The sequence below is a fragment of the Streptomyces sp. NPDC046379 genome (assembly GCF_055587785.1).
The window spans coordinates 107,688-126,391 of sequence record NZ_JBVJFP010000010.1; the positions used below are offsets into that span (position 1 = coordinate 107,688).

Annotated in this window: 23 protein-coding genes and 1 pseudogene; 9 read left to right on the forward strand and 15 right to left on the reverse strand. The window is 71.3% G+C overall.

Annotation, left to right across the window (positions count from 1 at the left end):
• Position 1 precedes the first annotated feature (1 nt).
• The 7 genes from ACZ6KF_RS18920 (at position 2) to ACZ6KF_RS18950 (ending at position 4,202) form a co-directional block, all read left to right on the forward strand.
• Positions 2-160: a hypothetical protein gene (locus ACZ6KF_RS18920; RefSeq protein WP_184564812.1), complete on the forward strand. Its 159-nt coding sequence runs from the start codon at positions 2-4 to the stop codon at positions 158-160.
• 19 nt (positions 161-179) lie between these two features.
• Positions 180-488 (forward strand): SpdD-like protein, encoded by a 309-nt coding sequence (locus ACZ6KF_RS18925; RefSeq protein ID WP_469239304.1) that lies wholly within the window; start codon positions 180-182, stop codon positions 486-488.
• Between the two features lie 93 nt (positions 489-581).
• Entirely contained in the window at positions 582-1,133 is a 552-nt protein-coding gene (locus ACZ6KF_RS18930; RefSeq protein ID WP_469239306.1) for a GGDEF domain-containing protein, read from the forward strand.
• 85 nt (positions 1,134-1,218) lie between these two features.
• Entirely contained in the window at positions 1,219-1,404 is a 186-nt protein-coding gene (locus tag ACZ6KF_RS18935) for a hypothetical protein (RefSeq protein WP_469239308.1), read from the forward strand.
• Positions 1,397-2,773 (forward strand): replication initiator protein RepSA, encoded by a 1,377-nt coding sequence (repSA, locus tag ACZ6KF_RS18940; RefSeq protein ID WP_469239310.1) that lies wholly within the window; start codon positions 1,397-1,399, stop codon positions 2,771-2,773. The genes ACZ6KF_RS18935 and repSA overlap by 8 nt, the downstream gene beginning before the upstream one ends.
• Positions 2,770-2,967, forward strand: a complete 198-nt coding sequence (locus tag ACZ6KF_RS18945) for a helix-turn-helix transcriptional regulator (RefSeq protein WP_161368203.1) — start codon at positions 2,770-2,772, stop codon at positions 2,965-2,967. The genes repSA and ACZ6KF_RS18945 overlap by 4 nt, the downstream gene beginning before the upstream one ends.
• Positions 2,967-4,202 carry a tyrosine-type recombinase/integrase gene (locus ACZ6KF_RS18950; protein ID WP_469239313.1) on the forward strand — a complete coding sequence of 412 codons (1,236 nt, stop codon included), beginning with the start codon at positions 2,967-2,969 and terminating at the stop codon, positions 4,200-4,202. Before ACZ6KF_RS18945 ends, ACZ6KF_RS18950 begins: the two co-directional genes overlap by 1 nt.
• 105 nt (positions 4,203-4,307) lie before the next feature.
• Here the strand turns inward: ACZ6KF_RS18950 and ACZ6KF_RS18955 are convergent, their stop codons facing one another.
• A complete protein-coding gene (locus ACZ6KF_RS18955) occupies positions 4,308-4,544 on the reverse strand; it encodes a hypothetical protein (RefSeq protein WP_469239314.1) in 237 nt (78 codons plus the stop codon).
• Positions 4,545-5,011: 467 nt separating this feature from the next.
• Between ACZ6KF_RS18955 and ACZ6KF_RS18960 the strand changes: the two genes are divergently transcribed.
• Positions 5,012-5,347: a hypothetical protein gene (locus tag ACZ6KF_RS18960; RefSeq protein ID WP_469239316.1), complete on the forward strand. Its 336-nt coding sequence runs from the start codon at positions 5,012-5,014 to the stop codon at positions 5,345-5,347.
• Between the two features lie 250 nt (positions 5,348-5,597).
• On the opposite strand, the gene ACZ6KF_RS18965 is transcribed toward ACZ6KF_RS18960, so the two are convergent.
• From ACZ6KF_RS18965 to rpsB, 6 genes are all read right to left on the reverse strand, one after another.
• Positions 5,598-5,744: a hypothetical protein gene (locus tag ACZ6KF_RS18965; RefSeq protein ID WP_356630024.1), complete on the reverse strand. Its 147-nt coding sequence runs from the start codon at positions 5,742-5,744 to the stop codon at positions 5,598-5,600.
• A 117-nt stretch (positions 5,745-5,861) separates the two neighbouring features.
• Positions 5,862-6,986, reverse strand: a complete 1,125-nt coding sequence (locus ACZ6KF_RS18970; protein ID WP_356630026.1) for a phosphatidate cytidylyltransferase — start codon at positions 6,984-6,986, stop codon at positions 5,862-5,864.
• On the reverse strand, positions 6,986-7,543 hold the full coding sequence (gene frr / locus ACZ6KF_RS18975; protein WP_044388432.1) for a ribosome recycling factor: 558 nt from the start codon (positions 7,541-7,543) through the stop codon (positions 6,986-6,988). Before frr ends, ACZ6KF_RS18970 begins: the two co-directional genes overlap by 1 nt.
• A 143-nt stretch (positions 7,544-7,686) precedes the next feature.
• On the reverse strand, positions 7,687-8,445 hold the full coding sequence (gene pyrH, locus ACZ6KF_RS18980) for a UMP kinase (RefSeq protein WP_356630029.1): 759 nt from the start codon (positions 8,443-8,445) through the stop codon (positions 7,687-7,689).
• Positions 8,446-8,660: 215 nt separating this feature from the next.
• Positions 8,661-9,497, reverse strand: coding sequence for a translation elongation factor Ts (tsf, locus tag ACZ6KF_RS18985; protein ID WP_469239318.1), 837 nt, complete (start codon positions 9,495-9,497; stop codon positions 8,661-8,663).
• A gap of 157 nt (positions 9,498-9,654) precedes the next feature.
• On the reverse strand, positions 9,655-10,572 hold the full coding sequence (rpsB, locus tag ACZ6KF_RS18990; RefSeq protein ID WP_356630033.1) for a 30S ribosomal protein S2: 918 nt from the start codon (positions 10,570-10,572) through the stop codon (positions 9,655-9,657).
• A 264-nt stretch (positions 10,573-10,836) separates the two neighbouring features.
• On the opposite strand from rpsB, the pseudogene ACZ6KF_RS18995 reads away from it, so the two are divergent.
• Positions 10,837-11,484, forward strand: a pseudogene (locus ACZ6KF_RS18995) (M23 family metallopeptidase); the annotation flags it as partial.
• Between the two features lie 142 nt (positions 11,485-11,626).
• Here the strand turns inward: ACZ6KF_RS18995 and ACZ6KF_RS19000 are convergent.
• The 8 genes from ACZ6KF_RS19000 to lepB all read right to left on the reverse strand — a co-directional run bounded on the left by ACZ6KF_RS19000 (position 11,627) and on the right by lepB (position 18,680).
• Positions 11,627-12,184, reverse strand: a complete 558-nt coding sequence (locus ACZ6KF_RS19000; protein WP_469159065.1) for a TetR/AcrR family transcriptional regulator — start codon at positions 12,182-12,184, stop codon at positions 11,627-11,629.
• 100 nt (positions 12,185-12,284) lie between these two features.
• A complete protein-coding gene (gene whiG, locus ACZ6KF_RS19005; RefSeq protein ID WP_356630037.1) occupies positions 12,285-13,127 on the reverse strand; it encodes an RNA polymerase sigma factor WhiG in 843 nt (280 codons plus the stop codon).
• A gap of 345 nt (positions 13,128-13,472) precedes the next feature.
• Positions 13,473-14,603 carry a DNA-processing protein DprA gene (dprA, locus tag ACZ6KF_RS19010; protein WP_469239418.1) on the reverse strand — a complete coding sequence of 377 codons (1,131 nt, stop codon included), beginning with the start codon at positions 14,601-14,603 and terminating at the stop codon, positions 13,473-13,475.
• A gap of 326 nt (positions 14,604-14,929) precedes the next feature.
• Complete coding sequence (locus tag ACZ6KF_RS19015; RefSeq protein WP_469239320.1) at positions 14,930-16,552, reverse strand: YifB family Mg chelatase-like AAA ATPase; 1,623 nt, start codon at positions 16,550-16,552, stop codon at positions 14,930-14,932.
• On the reverse strand, positions 16,552-16,914 hold the full coding sequence (locus ACZ6KF_RS19020; RefSeq protein ID WP_356630041.1) for a YraN family protein: 363 nt from the start codon (positions 16,912-16,914) through the stop codon (positions 16,552-16,554). The genes ACZ6KF_RS19015 and ACZ6KF_RS19020 overlap by 1 nt, the downstream gene beginning before the upstream one ends.
• Before the next feature lie 107 nt (positions 16,915-17,021).
• Complete coding sequence (locus tag ACZ6KF_RS19025; RefSeq protein ID WP_005311352.1) at positions 17,022-17,330, reverse strand: DUF2469 domain-containing protein; 309 nt, start codon at positions 17,328-17,330, stop codon at positions 17,022-17,024.
• A 56-nt stretch (positions 17,331-17,386) separates the two neighbouring features.
• Positions 17,387-17,914, reverse strand: coding sequence for an NUDIX hydrolase (locus ACZ6KF_RS19030; protein ID WP_356630043.1), 528 nt, complete (start codon positions 17,912-17,914; stop codon positions 17,387-17,389).
• Positions 17,904-18,680: a signal peptidase I gene (gene lepB, locus ACZ6KF_RS19035; protein WP_356630045.1), complete on the reverse strand. Its 777-nt coding sequence runs from the start codon at positions 18,678-18,680 to the stop codon at positions 17,904-17,906. The genes ACZ6KF_RS19030 and lepB overlap by 11 nt, the downstream gene beginning before the upstream one ends.
• Positions 18,681-18,704: the final 24 nt, after the last annotated feature.

Below are 18,704 nucleotides of genomic sequence, written 5' to 3' on the forward strand. Positions count from 1 at the left end.
CGTGCAGGTCCCCCTCTGGTTCGCCCTCGCCGTCGTCGGCTACCTCGGCGTCAAGTTCCTCCGCCCGCCCTGGTGGCTCGTCGCCGTCCTCCTCCTCGGCGGATACCTCCTCGCCGACAGCGTCCTGGCCCCCGCCATCGACACCGCCCTCAGCAAGTAGCCCCGAAGGGAAATCCGCCATGCTTCGCCCGAAGATCCCCACCATGCCCAGCCCGACCGGACTCATCACCCCGCCCACCATCGTCGAGCCGACCACCGTGGTCCAGCACCACCCGACGCCCGCCCCTGCGCCGACCGCGTCGACCCGCCCGACGATCCAGCTCACCCCCGGCACAGCCCTCGCCCTGGTGGGTGCTGGTACGGCCGTGGTCCTGGTCGTCGGCGCCGTCCTGGTCTCGATGCTCCTGGCCGTCGCCGTCACCGGCGCGTCCGTCGCCGTCTGCGCCGTGGTGATCCGCTCGCTCATCTCCTCGCAGCACCGCCGCTGAACGGTTCCAGGGGCGACGCACAAGCCGCCAAGCACGCCGCCGCTCCTGGGACCGGGTTCCGTCAGCCAACCGCCATCGTCAAGGAGCAACGCCATGGACTTGCACATAGCCGCGAGCATCGTGCCGTTACTGGGCTGGGCCGTGCACGGCGGCATCCTCACCCGCCGTCTCGCCTGCGCCCGCCGCGACCCGCTCACCGGCCTGCACACCCGCGCCGGATGGACCGCCCGCGCCGAACACCTCATCCGCCGGCACCCGAACGCTGCCGTGCTCCTGGTCGACCTCGACCACTTCAAGACCCTGAACGACACCCACGGCCACGCCGCGGGGGACGCCGCCCTCGTCGCCACCGCCGACCGACTGCGTGCCTGGTGCGGACACAACGGCACCGCCGGCCGCCTGGGCGGGGACGAATTCGTCGCCGTGATCCGGGACCTGACCGCCGCCGATCTCGACGCACTCACAGCAGCGCTGCACCGGCCGCTGCCCTATGACGGGACGCCCCTCCCGCTGGCCGCCTCAGTCGGCGTCTGCCCTGTGGCGGAGCTGCCGGTGCCCCTCCTGACGGACGCCCTCGCCGCTGCCGACGCCGCCATGTACGCGGCCAAGGGCCGCACCCGCCGAGGCTCACACAGCACTCGCTGAGAGGCCGCCGGGTGGCGCACAAGCCGCCAAGCACGCCGCCACCCGGGGCCGTTCCTTCCAACCGCAATCGAAAGGAACCACCATCATGGCCCACCACAGCTCGCCCCCGCCTAGGATCTGCCCGGCCTGCGACGGCTTCGCCTCCGTCGCCGTCACCCTCGGCGGCCGCGACCACCGTGGCCACCTGCGCACCATCACCGCCCACTGCCCGGCCTGCAACGGCCTCGGCGTCACCCGCACCCGCCCCGACCGGGAGGGCGCCCGTGTCTGAGCAGCTGCTCGACCGTGCCACCCTCGGCGACCTGCTGAGGGTGGCTTCGGCCTCTGACTACCACCGCTGGCACGAGCAGATCCGCCGCACCGGCGGCTGTGCCGACCCCATCCACCTGACCGGCTGGGTCCTGCACAAGGACAAGACGACCGGCGAGACCCTGCACCACTACTCCACCGAGGGCGAACCGGGCGGGCGGCTCCGCCTCGCCTGCGGCAACCGCCGGGCCTCCCGCTGCCCGTCCTGCGCCTGGACGTACGCGGGCGACACCTACCACCTCATACGCGCCGGGCTCGCCGGGGACGACCGCCGCGACATCCCTGCCACCGTCCGCGACCATCCCCGCGTCTTCGCCACCCTCACCGCACCCTCGTTCGGCCGCGTGCACAACCGCCCGGACCGGGGCGTCTGCCGCTGCGGCACCCGCCACACCCCCGACGATCCCGCTCTCGGCACGGCCCTTGACCCGGAGACGTACGACTACGCAGGCACGGTGCTGTTCAACAACCACGCCGGACAGCTCTGGCAACGCTTCACCAACCGGCTCCGTCGGGAAGTCGCCGCCCGCGCCGGCCTCTCTCAGCGGGAGTTGAAGGAGTCTGCCCGGCTGTCGTACGGCAAGGTCGCGGAGTTCCAGAAGCGGGGTGCGCTGCACTTCCATGCCGTGATCCGCCTCGACGGACCGGACGGCCCTGGCTCCCCGCCGCCGACCTGGGCCACGGTCGATCTCCTCTCCGACGCGATCCGGGCCGCTGCCGCGCACTCCTACACCTCGGTCTCCGTCCCGGCCGTCGCCGACCAACCGGCCCGGACCTTCCGCTGGGGCCGACAGCTCGATGTCCGGCCGATCAAGGCCTTCGGGCACGGCTCCGACATCACGGAACAGGCCGTCGCCTCCTACGTCGCCAAGTACGCCACCAAGGCCGCCGAGAACACGGGCACCCTCGACCGCCGCATCGGTGAACTGTCCGAACTCGACCGCCACGGCGTCCCGGACCACACCCGACGGCTCATCGAGGCGTGCAAGCTACTCGACCCGCTGTACCCGGACCGGCGCCTGTGGGCCTGGGCTCACATGCTCGGCTTCCGCGGCCACTTCTCCTCGAAGTCCCGCCGCTACTCGACCACCCTCGGCGCCCTGCGCCAGGCTCGCGCCGACTACCGCGCCGCCCAGGAGCACGCCGCCCTCGGCCTCGACGACCAGGAGCCGGACACCGTCCTGGTCCTCGCCGACTGGCAGTACGCGGGTCATGGCCACACCCCCGGCGAATCCGTCCTCGCCGCCACCATCGCCCGCGACCTCCAACTCAACCGCCAAACCGCCCGTGAAGCCCTGCAAGACCTGGCTCTGGAAGGAGTCGCCGCATGACCGTCCGCACCCTTCCTGAGCGGTACTTGACCCCGGCTGACGTCGCCGAGCTGCTCGGCGTTCCGGTCGAGACGCTGTACCAGTGGCGGCGGAAGCGCACTGGCCCTCCGGCCTTCCGCGTCGGCCGGCATCTTCGCTACGACCCCGCACGGCTTCGCCAGTGGGTCGACGGTCTGACCGAGGTGGCCGCCTGATGCCTGGGCACGTGCAGGATCGCTGGTACAAGACCGAGACAGGCCCGGACGGCAAGCCGGTGAAGGTGAAGACGGATCGCTACGGCAGCGGCCTCCGCTACCGGGCCCGGTACGTCGGGCCGGACGGCACCGAAAAGAGCCGGTCCTTCCCCGACCGCCAGAAGCGCCGGGCGGAAGAGTGGCTGGCCGAGACGGCTGCCGACATGTCCCGTGGCCAGTACGTCGACCCCAAGGCCGCCCGGATCACCTTCCAGCAGTACGCCGAACGCTGGATCGCCGGACAGACGACCGACCTGAACACCCGTATCGGAGTGGAAACCCGGCTCCGCCTGCACGCCTTCCCCCGCATCGGGCCGCGTCCGCTCGGGTCCTTCCGCCCGGTCCACATCCGCGAGTTCGTGCGCGACCTGGAGAACGACTCGATAGGCGGCACCTACGCCCGCAACATCTACGCCAACGTCCGTGCGGTGCTGTCGGCCGCCGTGGACGACGGCCACCTCGCCCGGAACCCATGCTCGGCGGCATCTGTCCGCCCACCGGCCGTCTCGACCGCCCGGGTCGTGCCGTGGCTCCCCTCCCAAGTGCTCGCAGTCCGCGAGGCCCTACCCGAGCGTTACCGAGCCATGGTCGACGTGGGCAGCGGCTGCGGCCTCCGACAGGGCGAGATCATCGGCCTGGCCGAACACGCCTTGCTGCTCGACAGCGACACCCTGCGGGTCACCACTCAGGTCAAGCTGATCCGGGGCATAGCGGTCTTCGCTCCGCCCAAGGGCAACAAGGAGCGTGACGTGCCGCTGCCGTCCTCGGTCGCCTCGGCCCTGCGCCAGCACATGGATCGTCACCCGCCCGTGGCCATCAAGCTGCCATGGGGCAGGCCGGACGGCCCGCTCACCGAACGGCGCCTGATCTTCACGAACACGATCGGCGGGATCGTCTGGCGGAGCAACTTCAACGTTCACGAGTGGAAGCGCGCCCTCGCCGCGGCCGGCCTCATCCCGACGCCGGAACCCGGCAAGCCGTACGCCTCAGCTCGGCAGCACGGGATGCACGCCCTTCGCCACTTCTACGCCTCGGTCCTCCTGGACGCGGGCGAGAGCATCAAGGCCGTGAGCGAGTACCTGGGCCACGCCGATCCGGCGATGACGCTGCGGGTGTACGCCCACCTGATGCCCAGCAGCACCGAGCGCGCACGCCGGGCTTTGGACGATGTCTTCGGCATGGCTCAGGAGCCCTGACGGTCCACCGACTAGTGCACGGAAGGGGCGGCAACCATATCGAGGTTGCCGCCCCTTCCCTGTACCTGAGCTGGGTTCACGTCGTCGCAGGGCTGGACGAAACGGCTAGACGATGTGGACACGCTCGGTCTCGCCATCTCGATTGCGAAGCAACACGTCACTGCCTTCACGCATGCGTTCTTCAATGAACGCATAAATCTGCACCGCTCGATTGATCACGTCTGTCTTGGTTAGCCCTGTGGCTGCAGTGAGCTGCTCGATGGCTTCCACTGCCGGCGGCACGAGGGTGACCGAATAGCGCTCATTCGCAGCGGGGCGAGCGGTCTGGGTCGGTCGCGGCATATCTATACCTTCCTTGGTCTCCGTCTTGATCCGTAGTAATCGATCTTAACGATGCGCGCGAATGTGCACCCGCTCTGCACGCTACGGCGCACCGATCCGCATCCATCATGGACCCTTATGCACCGATGACGCAAGAGCTAGGTGCATTTTTTCACCAAGAATGCGTCAGCGTGCTACGGTGGACTCACCTCCCGAGGCCGGGCCTAAGGGTCTCGGGTGGCGCCAACCCAACCAACAGGAAAGGAAGTTCAACGTGAAACGTCATGCATCCAGGCCACTCGCAGCTGCTGCTCGGTAGCCCTTCCCGCCAAACCAATCGGAAGAGCTAGAACGCGACAGCCGGACGCGACGTCCGGCGCATTGCTGAATACGTGACGTGACGGAATGAAAGGGGGTCTGCCATGCGATGGCTGCAACCCGTCCCCATCTAGGAAGGACCTGGAGGGGACGGTGCATGGAGGTAAAACATGCACCCGTCCAACCCGAACAACGGCGGCAACGCGACACCGAGCGGGGGTGAGGAACCGACCGGAGCCGCTTATGTCAAGATCACGACGGTGCCGAACGGCCCTTCTCTGACGGCCTCCGTGCCTGAGAAGGAAACCGACCGGATGTTGAAGACGGCGGAACTTGTCGTCGGCATCGGCGGAAGCGTGATCGGTCCCCTTGCGATGGCCAAGACGCTGGAGTTGATCGGTCCGGGAATGCCGTGGCATGCCCAGGTCGCTCTTCTCATCCTCGCGGCGTTGTTGCCAATGGCCTGCTACTGGCTGACGGTGCGTCGCCGTCGTCGCCGGGGTTAGCCCCAAATATTCTCCGCCGCCCCTGAGAGCCCTCCGCGCCGGATGTGGAGGGCTCTCAGACGTGTTGCCATCCACCATCCGACGGTCCGACGGCCCAATGACGGCCCGACACTGCTCAGGCCCACTGCGCAGCCAAAAATGCGCTGGCCAGACGACCGAACCTCTGACTAAACGCCAGTTCTCCGGGCTTGGGCATGGTCCTACCAGTGTCGCAGATCGAAAACGCCGACCCGGACGCCCGCCCGCCGCGCTAGAGATCGCCCAGCAGATCCGTGATCGCGGAGAACCAGCCCTCACGGTGGTCCTTGCAGTACTTGTAGCGGCTCCTGCGGATCCGTATCCGCGGCTGCCGGACCGGGACGCCGCACGCGCGGCAGGGTCTCGTCCGTCTGCTCATCGTCGCTCTCCCCCTGTGAACGCCTGCAGTCACTCGTGCAGGTACCAGCCGGAACCCGTGAACGCGGCGAGGGCCCCCCGCCCCGAAGGACGACGGGCCCTCGCCCACTGCCGTCGGTCAGCCGCTGCCCACGAACAGCACCAGCAGCAGCCACACCACCGGCGCCGTCGGCAGCAGCGAGTCCAGCCGGTCCATGATGCCGCCGTGCCCGGGCAGCAGGGTACCCATGTCCTTGATGCCGAGGTCCCGCTTGATCATGGACTCGCCGAGGTCGCCCAGTGTGGCGCTGGCGGCGACCGCGAGGCCCAGGAGCAGGCCCTGCCACCAGGCGCCGTCGTCCACCAGGAACTGCATGCACAGCGCGCCCGCCGCCATGGCGAACGCCACCGCGCCGAGCAGCCCCTCGCGGGTCTTGCCGGGGCTGATGCGCGGCGCCAGCTTGCGCCGGCCGAACCGCCAGCCCACCGCGTACGCCCCGGTGTCGCTGACCACCGTCAGCAGCAGGAACGTCAGCACCCGGCGCGGGCCGTCGTCCGCGGCGAGCATCATCGAGACGAACGTCGCCAGGAACGGGACGTAGAACGCGGCGAAGACGCCCGCCGTCACGTCCCTGAGATAGTTCTCCGGCGGTGCGGTCATCCGCCACACGAGCACCGCCAGCGCCGTGAGCGCCATGGCCACCCACGCGCCCTCGGCGCCCCGCGCATAACCGGCGACGACCATCGCCGCGCCGCCCACCGCGAGCGGCACGAGCGGCACGTGGATCTGCTTGCGCTCCTCGAGCCGCTTGGTCAGCTCCCACAGCCCGACGGCCGCGGCGACCGCGATCACGCCCACGAACACGGCCTTGACGACGAACAGCGACACGACGATCACCGCGCCGAGTCCGACGCCGACCCCTATCGCCGCGCCCAGGTCCCGTCCCGCGCTCTTCTTCTGCGGTGCGGGGGCCGGCTGCGGGGCGTCGGGCATGGGCTCCGGATTCTGCGGGGCCGCGCCGTGGTGCGGCGCCGGCCGGCTCTGGTCGCGGAAGGAGGGGCCGCCCGGCCGAGCGGCCCCCCTCTCGTCATCCTGGTCTCCGCCGTGGGCGGACACGTCGGGCACGATGGGCATGGGGCGAGTCTGCTGCGCGGCGAGCGCATCGTAGGCGGGACCCGCCGGGGCGACCCCCTGGAGGGGCCCCCGGTCGGACGGCCCCCAGTACCCAGCGTGCGGCGGCGCCCCCCAGGAAGAGTCGTTCATCAGACCTCGAGAAGCTCCGCTTCCTTGTGCTTGAGCAGCTCGTCCACCTGGGCGACGTACTTCGCGGTGGTGTCGTCGAGCTCCTTCTCCGCACGGCGGCCCTCGTCCTCGCCGACCTCGCCGTCCTTGACCAGCTTGTCGATGGCGTCCTTGGCCTTGCGGCGCACCGAGCGGATGGACACCTTGGCGTCCTCGCCCTTGCCCTTGGCGACCTTGATGTACTCGCGGCGGCGCTCCTCGGTCAGCTCGGGGAACACCACGCGGATGATGTTGCCGTCGTTGCTCGGGTTGACGCCCAGGTCGGAGTCGCGGATCGCCTGCTCGATGTTGCGCAGCGCGCTCTTGTCGAACGGGGTCACGACGGCCATGCGCGGCTCCGGCACGGAGAACGAAGCCAGCTGGTTGATCGGCGTCGGCGCGCCGTAGTAGTCGGCCACGATCTTGTTGAACATCGCCGGGTGCGCACGGCCGGTGCGGATCGCGGCGAAGTCCTCCTTGGCGACCACGACGGCCTTCTCCATCTTCTCCTCGGCCTCGAGGAGGGTCTCTTCGATCACCACTTGCTCCTGCGTGTCTTGAGTAGGCCCGGCTGCGGTTCCGTGGCTGCGGTCGGCGGCCGGCTGCGTCGCGTCTTCTTCCTGCACGTTTCCCGACCGGCGGGACATTGTCCATCCCCCGGCCGGGCAGCGTGGTTCACCGGTCAGTCCCGGCTGCCCTGGTCACCCACGAGCGTGCCGATCTTCTCACCCTTGACGGCGCGGGCGATATTGCCCTCCTTCAGCAGCTCGAAGACCACGATGGGCAGCTTGTTGTCGCGGCACAGCGTGACGGCGGTGGCGTCGGCGACCTTGAGGTCCCGGGTGATGACGTCGCCGTAGCCGAGGGAGTCGAACCGGACCGCGTCCGGGTTGGTCTTGGGGTCGGAGTCGTAGACACCGTCGACGCCGTTCTTGCCCATCAGCAACGCCTCGGCGTCGATCTCCAGGGCGCGCTGGGCGGCGGTGGTGTCGGTGGAGAAGTACGGCATGCCCATACCGGCGCCGAAGATCACCACGCGGCCCTTCTCCAGGTGCCGTACGGCGCGCAGCGGAATGTACGGCTCGGCGACCTGCCCCATGGTGATGGCGGTCTGCACCCGGCACTGGATGCCCTCCTTCTCCAGGAAGTCCTGGAGGGCGAGGCAGTTCATCACGGTGCCGAGCATGCCCATGTAGTCGGAGCGGGCCCGGTCCATGCCGCGGACCTGGAGTTCGGCGCCGCGGAAGAAGTTGCCGCCGCCGATGACGATGGCGATCTGCGCGCCGTCGCGGACGACGGCCGCGATCTCGCGGGCGATGGCGTGCACCACGTCCGGGTCGACGCCCAGGCCCCCGCCGCCGGAGAAGGCCTCACCGGACAGCTTCAGCAGAAACCGGCCGGGTACTTTGCCGTCGTCGCTCTTCTGGGCCTGCGTCGTCATGGGGTTCTCGCCTCTTCATACGTGGTGCACATACGAAGAAGGCCATTGCCGGTGGTGGGTTCACATCCCCTACGCGGCAATGGCCTCCTCGTCAGATCTGCTGTCGTCCGTGACCCGCCGGGCGCCGGCGCGCACGGCACGGACGACTGCGGTCGACCCTAGCGGTATTCCTCACGGCGTTCCGCCCGGGTCCGCGAGTCGCTCGCGGTTCGGACTCAGATGCCGACCTTGATGCGCGAGAAGCGCTTCAGGGTGACACCGGCCTCATCCAGGACCTTCTGGACCGACTTCTTGTTGTCGAGGGCGTACGGCTGACCGAGCAGCGTGGCGTCCTTGAAGAAGCCGTTCAGGCGACCCTCGACGATCTTGGCGATCGCGGCCTCGGGCTTGCCCTCGGCGCGGGTGGTCTCCTCGGCGATGCGGCGCTCCGACTCGACGACGTCGGCCGGCACGTCCTCCTTGGAGAGGTACTTCGGCGCGAAGGCGGCGATGTGCTGCGCGACGCCCTTGGCGACCTCGGCGTTCGGCTTGTCCAGCTCGACCAGGACACCGATCTGCGGGGGCAGGTCGGGCATGGTGCGGTGCATGTACGCGGTCACGAAGCCGTCCGCGAACTGCGCGAAGCGGTCCAGGACGATCTTCTCGCCGAGGTTGGCGTTGGCCTCGTCCACGTACGCCTGGACCGTCTTGCCGGGCTCGATCTCGGAGGCGAGCAGCGCCTCGATGTCGGCCGGGGAAGTCTTGGCGACGTGCTCGGCGATGGTCTTGGCGACGGCCTGGAACTTGTCGCCCTTGGCGACGAAGTCCGTCTCGCACTTCAGCTCGACCAGGACGCCGGAGGAGTTGTCGCCGGCGATGATGGAGACCACGGCGCCGTTCTCGGCGGAGCGGCCCTCGCGCTTGGCGACGCCCTTCTGGCCCTTGATACGGAGCGCCTCGACGGCCTTCTCGACGTTGCCCTCGGCCTCGTCCAGCGCCTTCTTGCAGTCCATCATGCCGGCGCCGGTGAGCTCGCGGAGCTTCTTGACGTCGGCGGCGGTGTAGTTCGCCATGAGTCTGTGAGTCTTTCTCGAAGTCTGGAGGATCGGAGATCTGCACGGTCTGCGATCCACATGTAGATGCAGATCCGCGACTCGATGCTGACCTACGGGTGAACGGCGGGGGCGGAGTTCATGTCACCGCCCCCGCCGTCAACGCTGACGTCGGCGGTCAGGCCTGCTCGCCCTCGGCGGCCGGAGCCTCGGCGGCCGGAGCCTCGGCGGCGGGGGCCTCCTCGGCGGCGGCCTCGGCAGCGGGGGCCTCGGCAGCGGGGGCCTCGGCCGGCTTCTCGGCGCTGTCCTCGCCGTCGGCCTTCTTCTCGCCCTCGAGCAGGTCGCGCTCCCACTCGGCCAGCGGCTCGCCGGCGGCCTTCTCGCCCTTGCCCTCGGTGGCGACACCGGAGCGGGCGATGAGGCCCTCGGCCACCGCGTCGGCGATCACGCGGGTGAGCAGGGTGACGGAGCGGATCGCGTCGTCGTTGCCCGGGATCTTGTAGTCGACCTCGTCGGGGTCGCAGTTGGTGTCGAGGATGGCGACGACCGGGATGTTGAGCTTCCGGGCCTCGCCGACCGCGATGTGCTCCTTCTTGGTGTCCACGATCCAGACGGCGCTGGGCACCTTCTGCATCTCGCGGATACCGCCGAGGGTCTTCTCCAGCTTGGCCTTCTCGCGCGAGAGGACCAGCAGCTCCTTCTTGGTGAGGCCGGAGGCGGCCACGTCCTCGAAGTCGATCTGCTCGAGCTCCTTGAGGCGCTGCAGACGCTTGTAGACGGTGGAGAAGTTGGTGAGCATGCCGCCCAGCCAGCGCTGGTTGACGTAGGGCATGCCGACGCGGGTGGCCTGCTCGGCGATGGCCTCCTGCGCCTGCTTCTTCGTGCCGACGAACATGACCGTGCCGCCGTGGGCGACGGTCTCCTTGACGAACTCGTAGGCGCGGTCGATGTACGACAGCGACTGGAGCAGGTCGATGATGTAGATGCCGTTGCGCTCGGTGAAGATGAAGCGCTTCATCTTCGGGTTCCAGCGACGGGTCTGGTGACCGAAGTGGACGCCGCTCTCCAGCAGCTCCCGCATCGTGACGACGGCCATGGCCGTATCTCCTTGAATTTCTCGGTTGTGCCGCGGCTGCCGGACGGCTGCCGCGCCTGACGCCCGCTGTGCGCCGTTGCCGCGAAGGACCGAGGGGCGCTGATACCGGGGAGGTACCGGGGCGTGCGAAGTCGACCCGGTGGCCCGGGTCGCCACGAGAAGTGTACGGGACCGTCGCACCGCCGGGTGACGCGGCTGTCCACAACCTGCGGGCGGTCCACAGGCTGCGGCCCTGCTCGCCCGGGGTGCGGGACGGTGGCCGTCATGTGTTCCGTACCTGCGTACCGATGGGCGACGAGGGGTGCGGCGGGGCTGTTGCCGTTCCTCGTCCTCGCGCTGCTGACCGCTGTCGCGATCCTCCCGGCCGGGGCGGCCCCGGCCCCGCGGGTTGCTTCCGCACCGCCCCGGGCCCCGGCCGTATCGGCGCCGCGGACGCCGAGCCCACCGCCGCCGCCTGTGCCTGCGGTCGGCCGGAACTGGCCGGTGGGGGTGCGTCCCGTGGTGTCCCGGGGCTGGGAGCCGCCGCCGACGCCGTACGCCCGCGGTCACCGCGGGGTCGACCTCGCGGCGCCTGCGGGGGCGCCCGTCCGTGCGGTCGCGGCGGGGCGGGTGACCTTCGCGGGCCGGGTGGCCGGAAAGGGCGTGGTCGCCGTGACCCTGACAGGCACGGGTACGCCCGCGCTGCGCACCACGTTCGAACCCGTACGGGTGACCGTGGTCAAGGGCGACGAGGTGATTCCCGGCCAGATGATCGGCACGGTCGAGGCGACCGGCTCCCACTGCACGACGCCCTGCGTCCACTGGGGCCTGCGGCGCGGGGAGGCCTATCTGGACCCGCTGTCCCTGCTGCCGCCGTGGCTGCTGCGCCGGGGGCCGTCGAGACTGCTGCCGGTACTGGGGGTGCCGCTGCCCGGCCGACCCGCGGACCGGCGCAGGGGCCGTGAGACCCGTGGCCCGGGGCAGCGACCGCGAGCCCCTCGGCCCGGCGCAGGGGCCGTGAGCCCCTCGGCCCGGCGCAGGGGCCGTGAGCCCCTCGGCCCGGCGCAGGGGCCGGTCAGCCCCGCACGCCCCGCAGGGCCATGGCCACCGCGGCCTCGGTGATGGCCCCCGGATCCTCCGCCGCGCCCAGCTCGATACGGCGCACCGCCGCGTCCACGACGCCCTGGAGCAGCATCGCCGCGAGTCGCGGCTCGGTATGGCCCAGGTCTGCCAGCGCGGCGCCGATCATCGCCACCAGGCCCCCGTGCGCGGCACGGATCTTCTCACGGGCGCCGGCGTCCAGCTCGCTCGCGGAGATCGCGACGACGGCCCGGTGCCGGCGGTCGCCGACCAGTTCCAGCTGCTTGCGGACATAGGCCTCGACCTTGCCCTCGGCCTCGTCGGCCGCAGCCATCGCGGCCTCGACCTCGGCCGCCCAGACCGGGAAGTCGACGGCGCACAGTTCCTCGACCACGGCCGCCCGCGAGCGGAAGTACTCGTACACGGACGACCGCGCCAGTCCCGTGCGCTCGGCGAGGGCCGGGAAGGTCAGCGCCTCCGTACCGCCCTCGGACAGCAGGGAGCGAGCCGCGTCCAGCAGGGCGGCTCGTTGCATCGACCGGTGCTCGGCCACGGAGGCCGCTCGAATCCTTGGCACGACGTCCACTGTACGGAGCCACTCCGGCGAGCGGGAGTGACGCGCACCGCTTTGGACCGGTACGGGCGGACGCGGATCACCGGCCGAAGCCGGCCAGCTTCGCGCGCAGCTGGAGCACCGACTTGGTGTGGATCTGGCTGACCCTGCTCTCGGTGACGCCGAGCACATTGCCGATCTCGGCGAGCGTCAGGCCCTCGTAGTAGTACAGCGTGACCACGGTCTTCTCCCGCTCCGGCAGCGTGTTGATCGCCCGTGCCAGAAACCGCCGCAGCTCCCGGTCCTCGGCCACCTCCACCGGGTTGTCCGCCGTGGTGTCCTCGAGCGTGTCCATCAGGCTCAGCCGGTCGCCGCCCTCGCCGCCGACGTGCAGCAGCTCCTCCAGGGCCACGACGTTCGCCAGCGACAACTGGCTGAAAACCGCGTGCAGTTCCTCCACCGCGATGTCCAGCTCGGCGGCCACCTCGCTCTCGCTCGGAGTACGCCGCAGCCGGGCCTCCAAGGTCGCGTACGCCCGCTCCACGTTCCGCGCCTTCTGCCGCACCGACCTCGGGATCCAGTCCAGCGCGCGCAGCTCGTCGATCATCGCGCCCCGGATCCGGGTGATCGCGTACGTCTCGAACTTGATCTCCCGGTCGATGTCGAACTTCTCGATCGCGTCGATCAGCCCGAACACGCCGGAGGAGACGAAATCGGCCTGCTCGACGTTGGGCGGCAGGCCGACGCTCACCCGTCCCGCCACATACTTCACGAGCGGCGAGTAGTGCAGGATCAGCTGCTCCCGCAGCCGCTCGTCCCCCGTCGCCTTGTACGACCGCCACAGCTCGTCGAGCGTCGAGGGAGCGGGCGGCCGCACGCTGCCACCGTCGCGGGCGGCTGGGGGGATCGCCGCCCGGTCGGACCCGGAGGTGTGCTGGGGCATTCGTCGCCTTGTGCCGTTCTGCCGTGAGGGTGCTGCCTGGGTGACCTGTCGGTCCTTGCCGTCGGTTCGCCGTCTGGTGGTTCTGTCCGTTGGTCCTGCCGGCTCTGCTGCTTGCGCCGGTGCTGATTCTGTTGGTTCGTCCGAGATCCTCGTGAGCGTAGCGTGACTGAAGAGTCGCGGTGTGCGAAGAACGGCCGGACGCCGGTACCGGGATGCGTTCGACCGGCCGCACCACCGGGTCACCGCGGTCGCTGTGCGTCATCGCCGGAAGGCGTCAACTCCGCGATTCCACAAGGGCTTCCGGCAGGACCGCGGCGGTTCCCCCGGACGGCCGAACACGCTGGGTCAGCGGGCGGCGCGGCCCTCTCGAACGGACGTCACCGCCTGGCGTGTCAACTTCCAGTCATCGCCGTGTCGTTCGACGTAACCAAGCGCTCTGAGTTCGTACAGTCTCGCGATGGCGTCGTCCTGTGTGGTCAGCGCGACCCGCGCGATCTCGGCCGGCCCGGCCGCCGAGGAGCCCGGCAGCGCGGCGAGAACCCGGCGGGCGGCCGGCTCCAGCAGGTCGCGCGGCAGCACCGGGCCGCGCCGCTCCGGGGCCAGCTCGCCCACTTCCCCGACGAGTTCTACGACCTCGGCGGCGTCGGTGACCAGCTCGGCGCCACCGCGCAGCAGCTCGTGCACACCGGCGGACAGCGCGCTGGTGGCGGGCCCCGGCACGCCCATGGTGTGCCGCCCCAGCCGCTGCGCCGCCCGCGCGGTGACCAGGGATCCGCTGCGGTGGGCGGCCTCCACCACCACGGTGCCCCGGGTCAGCGCGGCGATGACCCGGTTGCGCAGCACGAACCGGCTGGGTGTCGGATGCTCGCCGGGCGGCAACTCCCCGACCACCAGGCCCTGTTCCGCGATCCGGCCGATCAGCTGGGCGTGTCCGCGCGGATAGGGCCGGTCGACGCCGCAGGCGAGTACGGCGACGGTGGCGCCGCCCGCGCCGAGGGCGCCCCGATGGGCGGCCCCGTCGACGCCGTAGGCTCCGCCGGAGACGACCACCCAGCCGCGCTCGGCCAGCCCCGCGGCGAGGGTGACCGCCATGTGCGACCCGTACTCGGTGCACGCCCGCGCGCCGACGAGGGCGACGGATCGGAGCGCCCACATGCGCAGGCCGGCCGGCCCGCGCACCCACAGCCCGAGCGGCCGGGCGTCCCCCAGGTCGTCGAGCTGCCCGGGCCACTCGGCCGCACCCGGGCACACGAACCGCACCCCCGACGCCCGCGCGACCGCGAGGTCCCGTTCCGGCTCGGCCCGCGCGGCCCGCGCCCGTATCCCGGCCCACCGCCTGGCGCTCACCCCGGGCAGCGGCCTGCCCCCGTCCCGCAGTCGCCGCACCACCTCACCGGCCCCCAACTCCCGCACCCACCGTCCGCCCGCCTCGTCCCCGGGCTCCAGGACCCGGGTGAGGAAGACCCGGGCGAGCAGCTCGGGACGAGGCGCATCCGCGCCGGACCCAGGGGCGGGCTCGGTGCCGGCCCCAGGGGCGGACCGGGTGCCGGACTCGGGAGCGGGCCCGGTGCCGGACTCAGGAACGGACCGGGTGCCGGACTCAGGAACGGACCGCGTGCCGGACTCAGGAACGGACCGGGTGCCGGACTCGGGAGCGGCGGTCCAGCCGCCGGTGCGCGGCTCGCAGTCGGCCCGCCCGGGACCAGGCTGCTCCCCGGAAGCCCAGGCCCCGCCGCCGCGTGCCACGTCCCCTCCCGACCGGTCGCCGTCCCACGCCCGCGCGCCCCGCGCCTCACCCCCGCTCACGTCAACGCCCCGATCGCCATGGGCACCCCCCGCGGCACCCCCGTGCGCAGTTGCAGTGCCAGGGCCACGTCCGTGGCGTCGGGGCGGGAGTGGCCGACCAGGTCGGCGATCGTCCAGGCGACGCGCAGGACCCGGTCGAGTCCGCGGGCCGTCAGCGCCCCCCGCTCCAGCGTGCGCTCGGCCTCGTCCATGGCGCCCGGCGCAGCCTGCCACCGGCTGCGCAGCTCCCGGCCGGGCACTTCGCTGTTGGTCCGCCACGGAGTCTCCGCGAGCCGCGCCGTGGCGCGCTCCCTGGCCGCCCGCACCCGGTCGGCGACCGTCGCGCTGGACTCGCCGCGCGTCCCCCGGTCGACCAGCTCGGCCCGTGTCACCCGGTCCACCTCCACCCGCAGGTCGACCCGGTCGAGCAACGGCCCGGACAGCCGGGCCTGGTACCGGCGGACCGCCGAGGGCGGGCACTCGCACAGGTCGCCGGTGAGGGAGTAGCGGCCGCAGGGGCAGGGGTTGGCCGCGAGGACCATCAGGAACTTCGCCGGGAACCTCACCACCCCCGCGCTGCGGGCGATCACCACGTGCCCCGACTCCAGCGGCTGCCGCAGCGCGTCGAGGGCCTGCGAGCCGAATTCCGGGGCCTCGTCCAGAAAGAGCACCCCGCGGTGCGACAGGGACACCGCGCCGGGCCGGGCGACGCCGTGGCCGCCGCCGACGAGCGACTGCATGGTGGCCGAGTGGTGCGGGGCGCAGTAGGGGGCGGCGTCGATCATCGGCTTGTCCGGCGGCAGCAGACCCGCCACCGAGTGCACGGCCGTGACCTCCAGCGACTCCTCCCGGCCGAGCCGGGGCAGGATGCCGGGCAGCCGCTCCGCCAGCATCGTCTTGCCGGCTCCCGGCGGCCCTTCCAGGAACAGATGGTGACCGCCCGCGGCGGCGACCTCCACCGCCGTGCGCGCCGCGATCTGGCCCACGACGTCGGCCAGGTCGTGTCCGGCGTCGTGCCCGGCGTGCGTGCCGTGCATGCCGGTGGCCGCCCCGGCGCCCGGCACCCGCAGCCCGGCGAGCAGCGGGTCGGGGCGTCCCTCGTCGAGGGGTTCCTCGTCGGGCACCGGTTCGTCGGCCAGGACCGCGATCAGCTGGCGCAGGCTGCGCACCCCCAGCACGGACACCCCGGGAACCAGCGACGCCTCGGCCGCCGCGCACTCCGGCACGACGACCTGCTCGTAACCGGCGTCCGCCGCGGCCAGCACGGCCGGCAGGATGCCCCGCACCGGCCGCACCCGGCCGTCCAGGCCCAGCTCGCCGATCATCACGATGTCGGCGAGCACCCGCGGGTCGATCCGCTCGCTCGCCCCGAGAACGGCACAGGCAACAGCGAGATCGAAACCGCTGCCCGCTTTGGGCACCGAAGCCGGGCTGAGTCCCACCGTCAGCTTCTTCTGGGGCCACTCGGCCCCGGAGTTCACCACCGCGGCCCGGACCCGGTCCCGGCTCTCCGTCAGGCTCTTGTCCGGCAGGCCCACGAGCGTGAACGCCGCGACTCCCGGTTCGAGGTCGGCCTGCACCTCGACCACCACGCCCTCGACGCCCACGAGGGTGACCGAACAGGTGCGGGCGAAGCCCATCACGCCACCCCCCGCGCGTGCTCGACCACCGGGGCGCCGCGGTCCGGCAGGACCACCCCGACCAGGTCGATGCGGACCCCGCCGGGCGGCGCTCCGCCGTGCGACTGGATCCAGCGCTCGGCGAGGTCCCGCAGCCGCGCGGCCTTCTCCGGGGACATCGCGGCCATGGGGTGCTCGAAGGAGCCGCCCCGGCGGGTCTTGACCTCGCAGACGACGAGCGCGTCGCCGTCCCGGGCGACGATGTCGATCTCGCCGGTCCTGCCGCAGCGCCAGTTGCGCTCCACCACCGTCATGCCGGCCTCGGCCAGTCGCCTCGCCGCCAGATCCTCGCCGTACCTGCCCGTCGCACTTCGTGCGTTCATGTCGGCACCACCTCCGGCGCCAACCGTCACGCATCCGGACCCGGCGAGTGGATCTTGGTGGGCTACCCGCCGGTTGTGGACAACCCCACCACCTGTTCGGGTGACGATCAGCTGCCGGGCAGTTCCAGGTCGCTCTTGTTCAACTCCTCGATGTTCACGTCCTTGAACGTGAGGACGCGGACCTGCTTGACGAACCGGGCCGGCCGGTACATGTCCCACACCCAGGCGTCCGCCATGGACACCTCGAAGAACACCTCACCCTGGACCGAGTGCACCTGCATCTCGTAGTCGTTGGTCAGATAGAAGCGCCGCTCGGTCTCGATCACGTATTTGAACAGACCGACGACATCGCGGTACTCCCGGTAGAGCTTGAGCTCCATCTCGGTCTCGTACTTCTCGAGGTCCTCGGCGCTCATGGCATGTTCCCCTTCAGCCGTGCGATCCCCCCATTGTGCGCCAGTCCCGTGGACCCCTAGGCGATTTCCGTGTCAAGGATCTCGGGCCTGGCCGGAGGACCTTCGTCGAGCAGCCTGCTCAGCAGCTCGGCGAGTCTGGTCGGGTACACCGTCTCACGCGCGTCGGCCAGTTCCCGACAGGTCCACCAGCGCGCTCCGACGACGCTGCGCCGCTCCAGTTCGGTGAGCGCGGCCGGCTCGGTCGCGGTCTGCGCCGTACGGGCCAGGTAGTACCACTCGTCCTGGTCCCAGCGCCGCCCGGCGAAGGGGAAGGAGCACCGCCGCCGCCACAGCACCGGCCCCAGCTCGACCTCTGTGATTCCCGTCTCCTCCGCGAGTTCCCGCAGGGCGGCCTGTGCACGGGTCTCGTCGCCCTCCAGGCCGCCGCCCGGCGTGAACCACCAGTCGTCGGCCGGGTCGTCCGGCTCATGGCCGTGCAGGAGCAGGATCCGGTCGTCGGGGTCGAGCAGTACCACGCGGGCCACCTTGCGCACCTCGTCGGCCGGCCCGTCGTACGGCGTGCCCGTACTCGGATCAGCTTGCACCGGCGGGCTCCGTCCGGTCCTTTCGGCGGCCCGCGCCGGCCAGCTTGGCGATCGGGCCGTACGCCGCGCCGCCGAGCACCAGCACCGCCCCGGCGCCGATCAGGTAGCCGATCGTGCGCAGCGGCCCCGGGGCGGACAGGGGGCCGAGTGCCTCGAAGCCGGTCGGGCGCGTCAGCATGCCCTCCATCGGCCAGACCACTGCGTCCACCCGCGCGGAGACCGCGTCGCGCGCCACGCTGCCACGGGCCGCGTCCGTGAGGTGGGCGGTGGAGTCCAGCGAGCCGTGCCGCTCGTCGCCGAGCAGGAACAGCCGCCCCTCGGGCACGGTCACCTCGCGGAAGGCGTACGCCCCGGTCACCCGACCGTCGTCGAGATAGGGCTCGTCGATCTGCCGCCCGTCGACCGTGAGCCGGCCGTCCCGGCAGCAGGACACCCGGTCCCCGCCGACCCCGACCACCCGCTTGATCAGCGGCGCGTCACCCCAGTCGGTGTCCCGGAAGACCACGACGTCGCCGCGGCGCACCTCCGCGCCGTCGACGCGCTGCGCCAGCACCCGGCCGCCCGCGTCGATCGTCGGCGCCATGGAGTTGGTGGGCACGGTGTAGGGCCGGTAGACGACGGCCGCCCAGGCGAAACCGCCGAGGAACAGCACCAGGCCCAGCGCGACCGCCAGCCCGGACAGTCGCTGTCCGAGCCGGCCGCCCGCCGGGCCGTCGCTCGCTGTGCCGCCGCGCGGGGCCGTACGTATCGTGCTCTCGCCACCCATGGATCCGCACCCTACCCGGCGGTA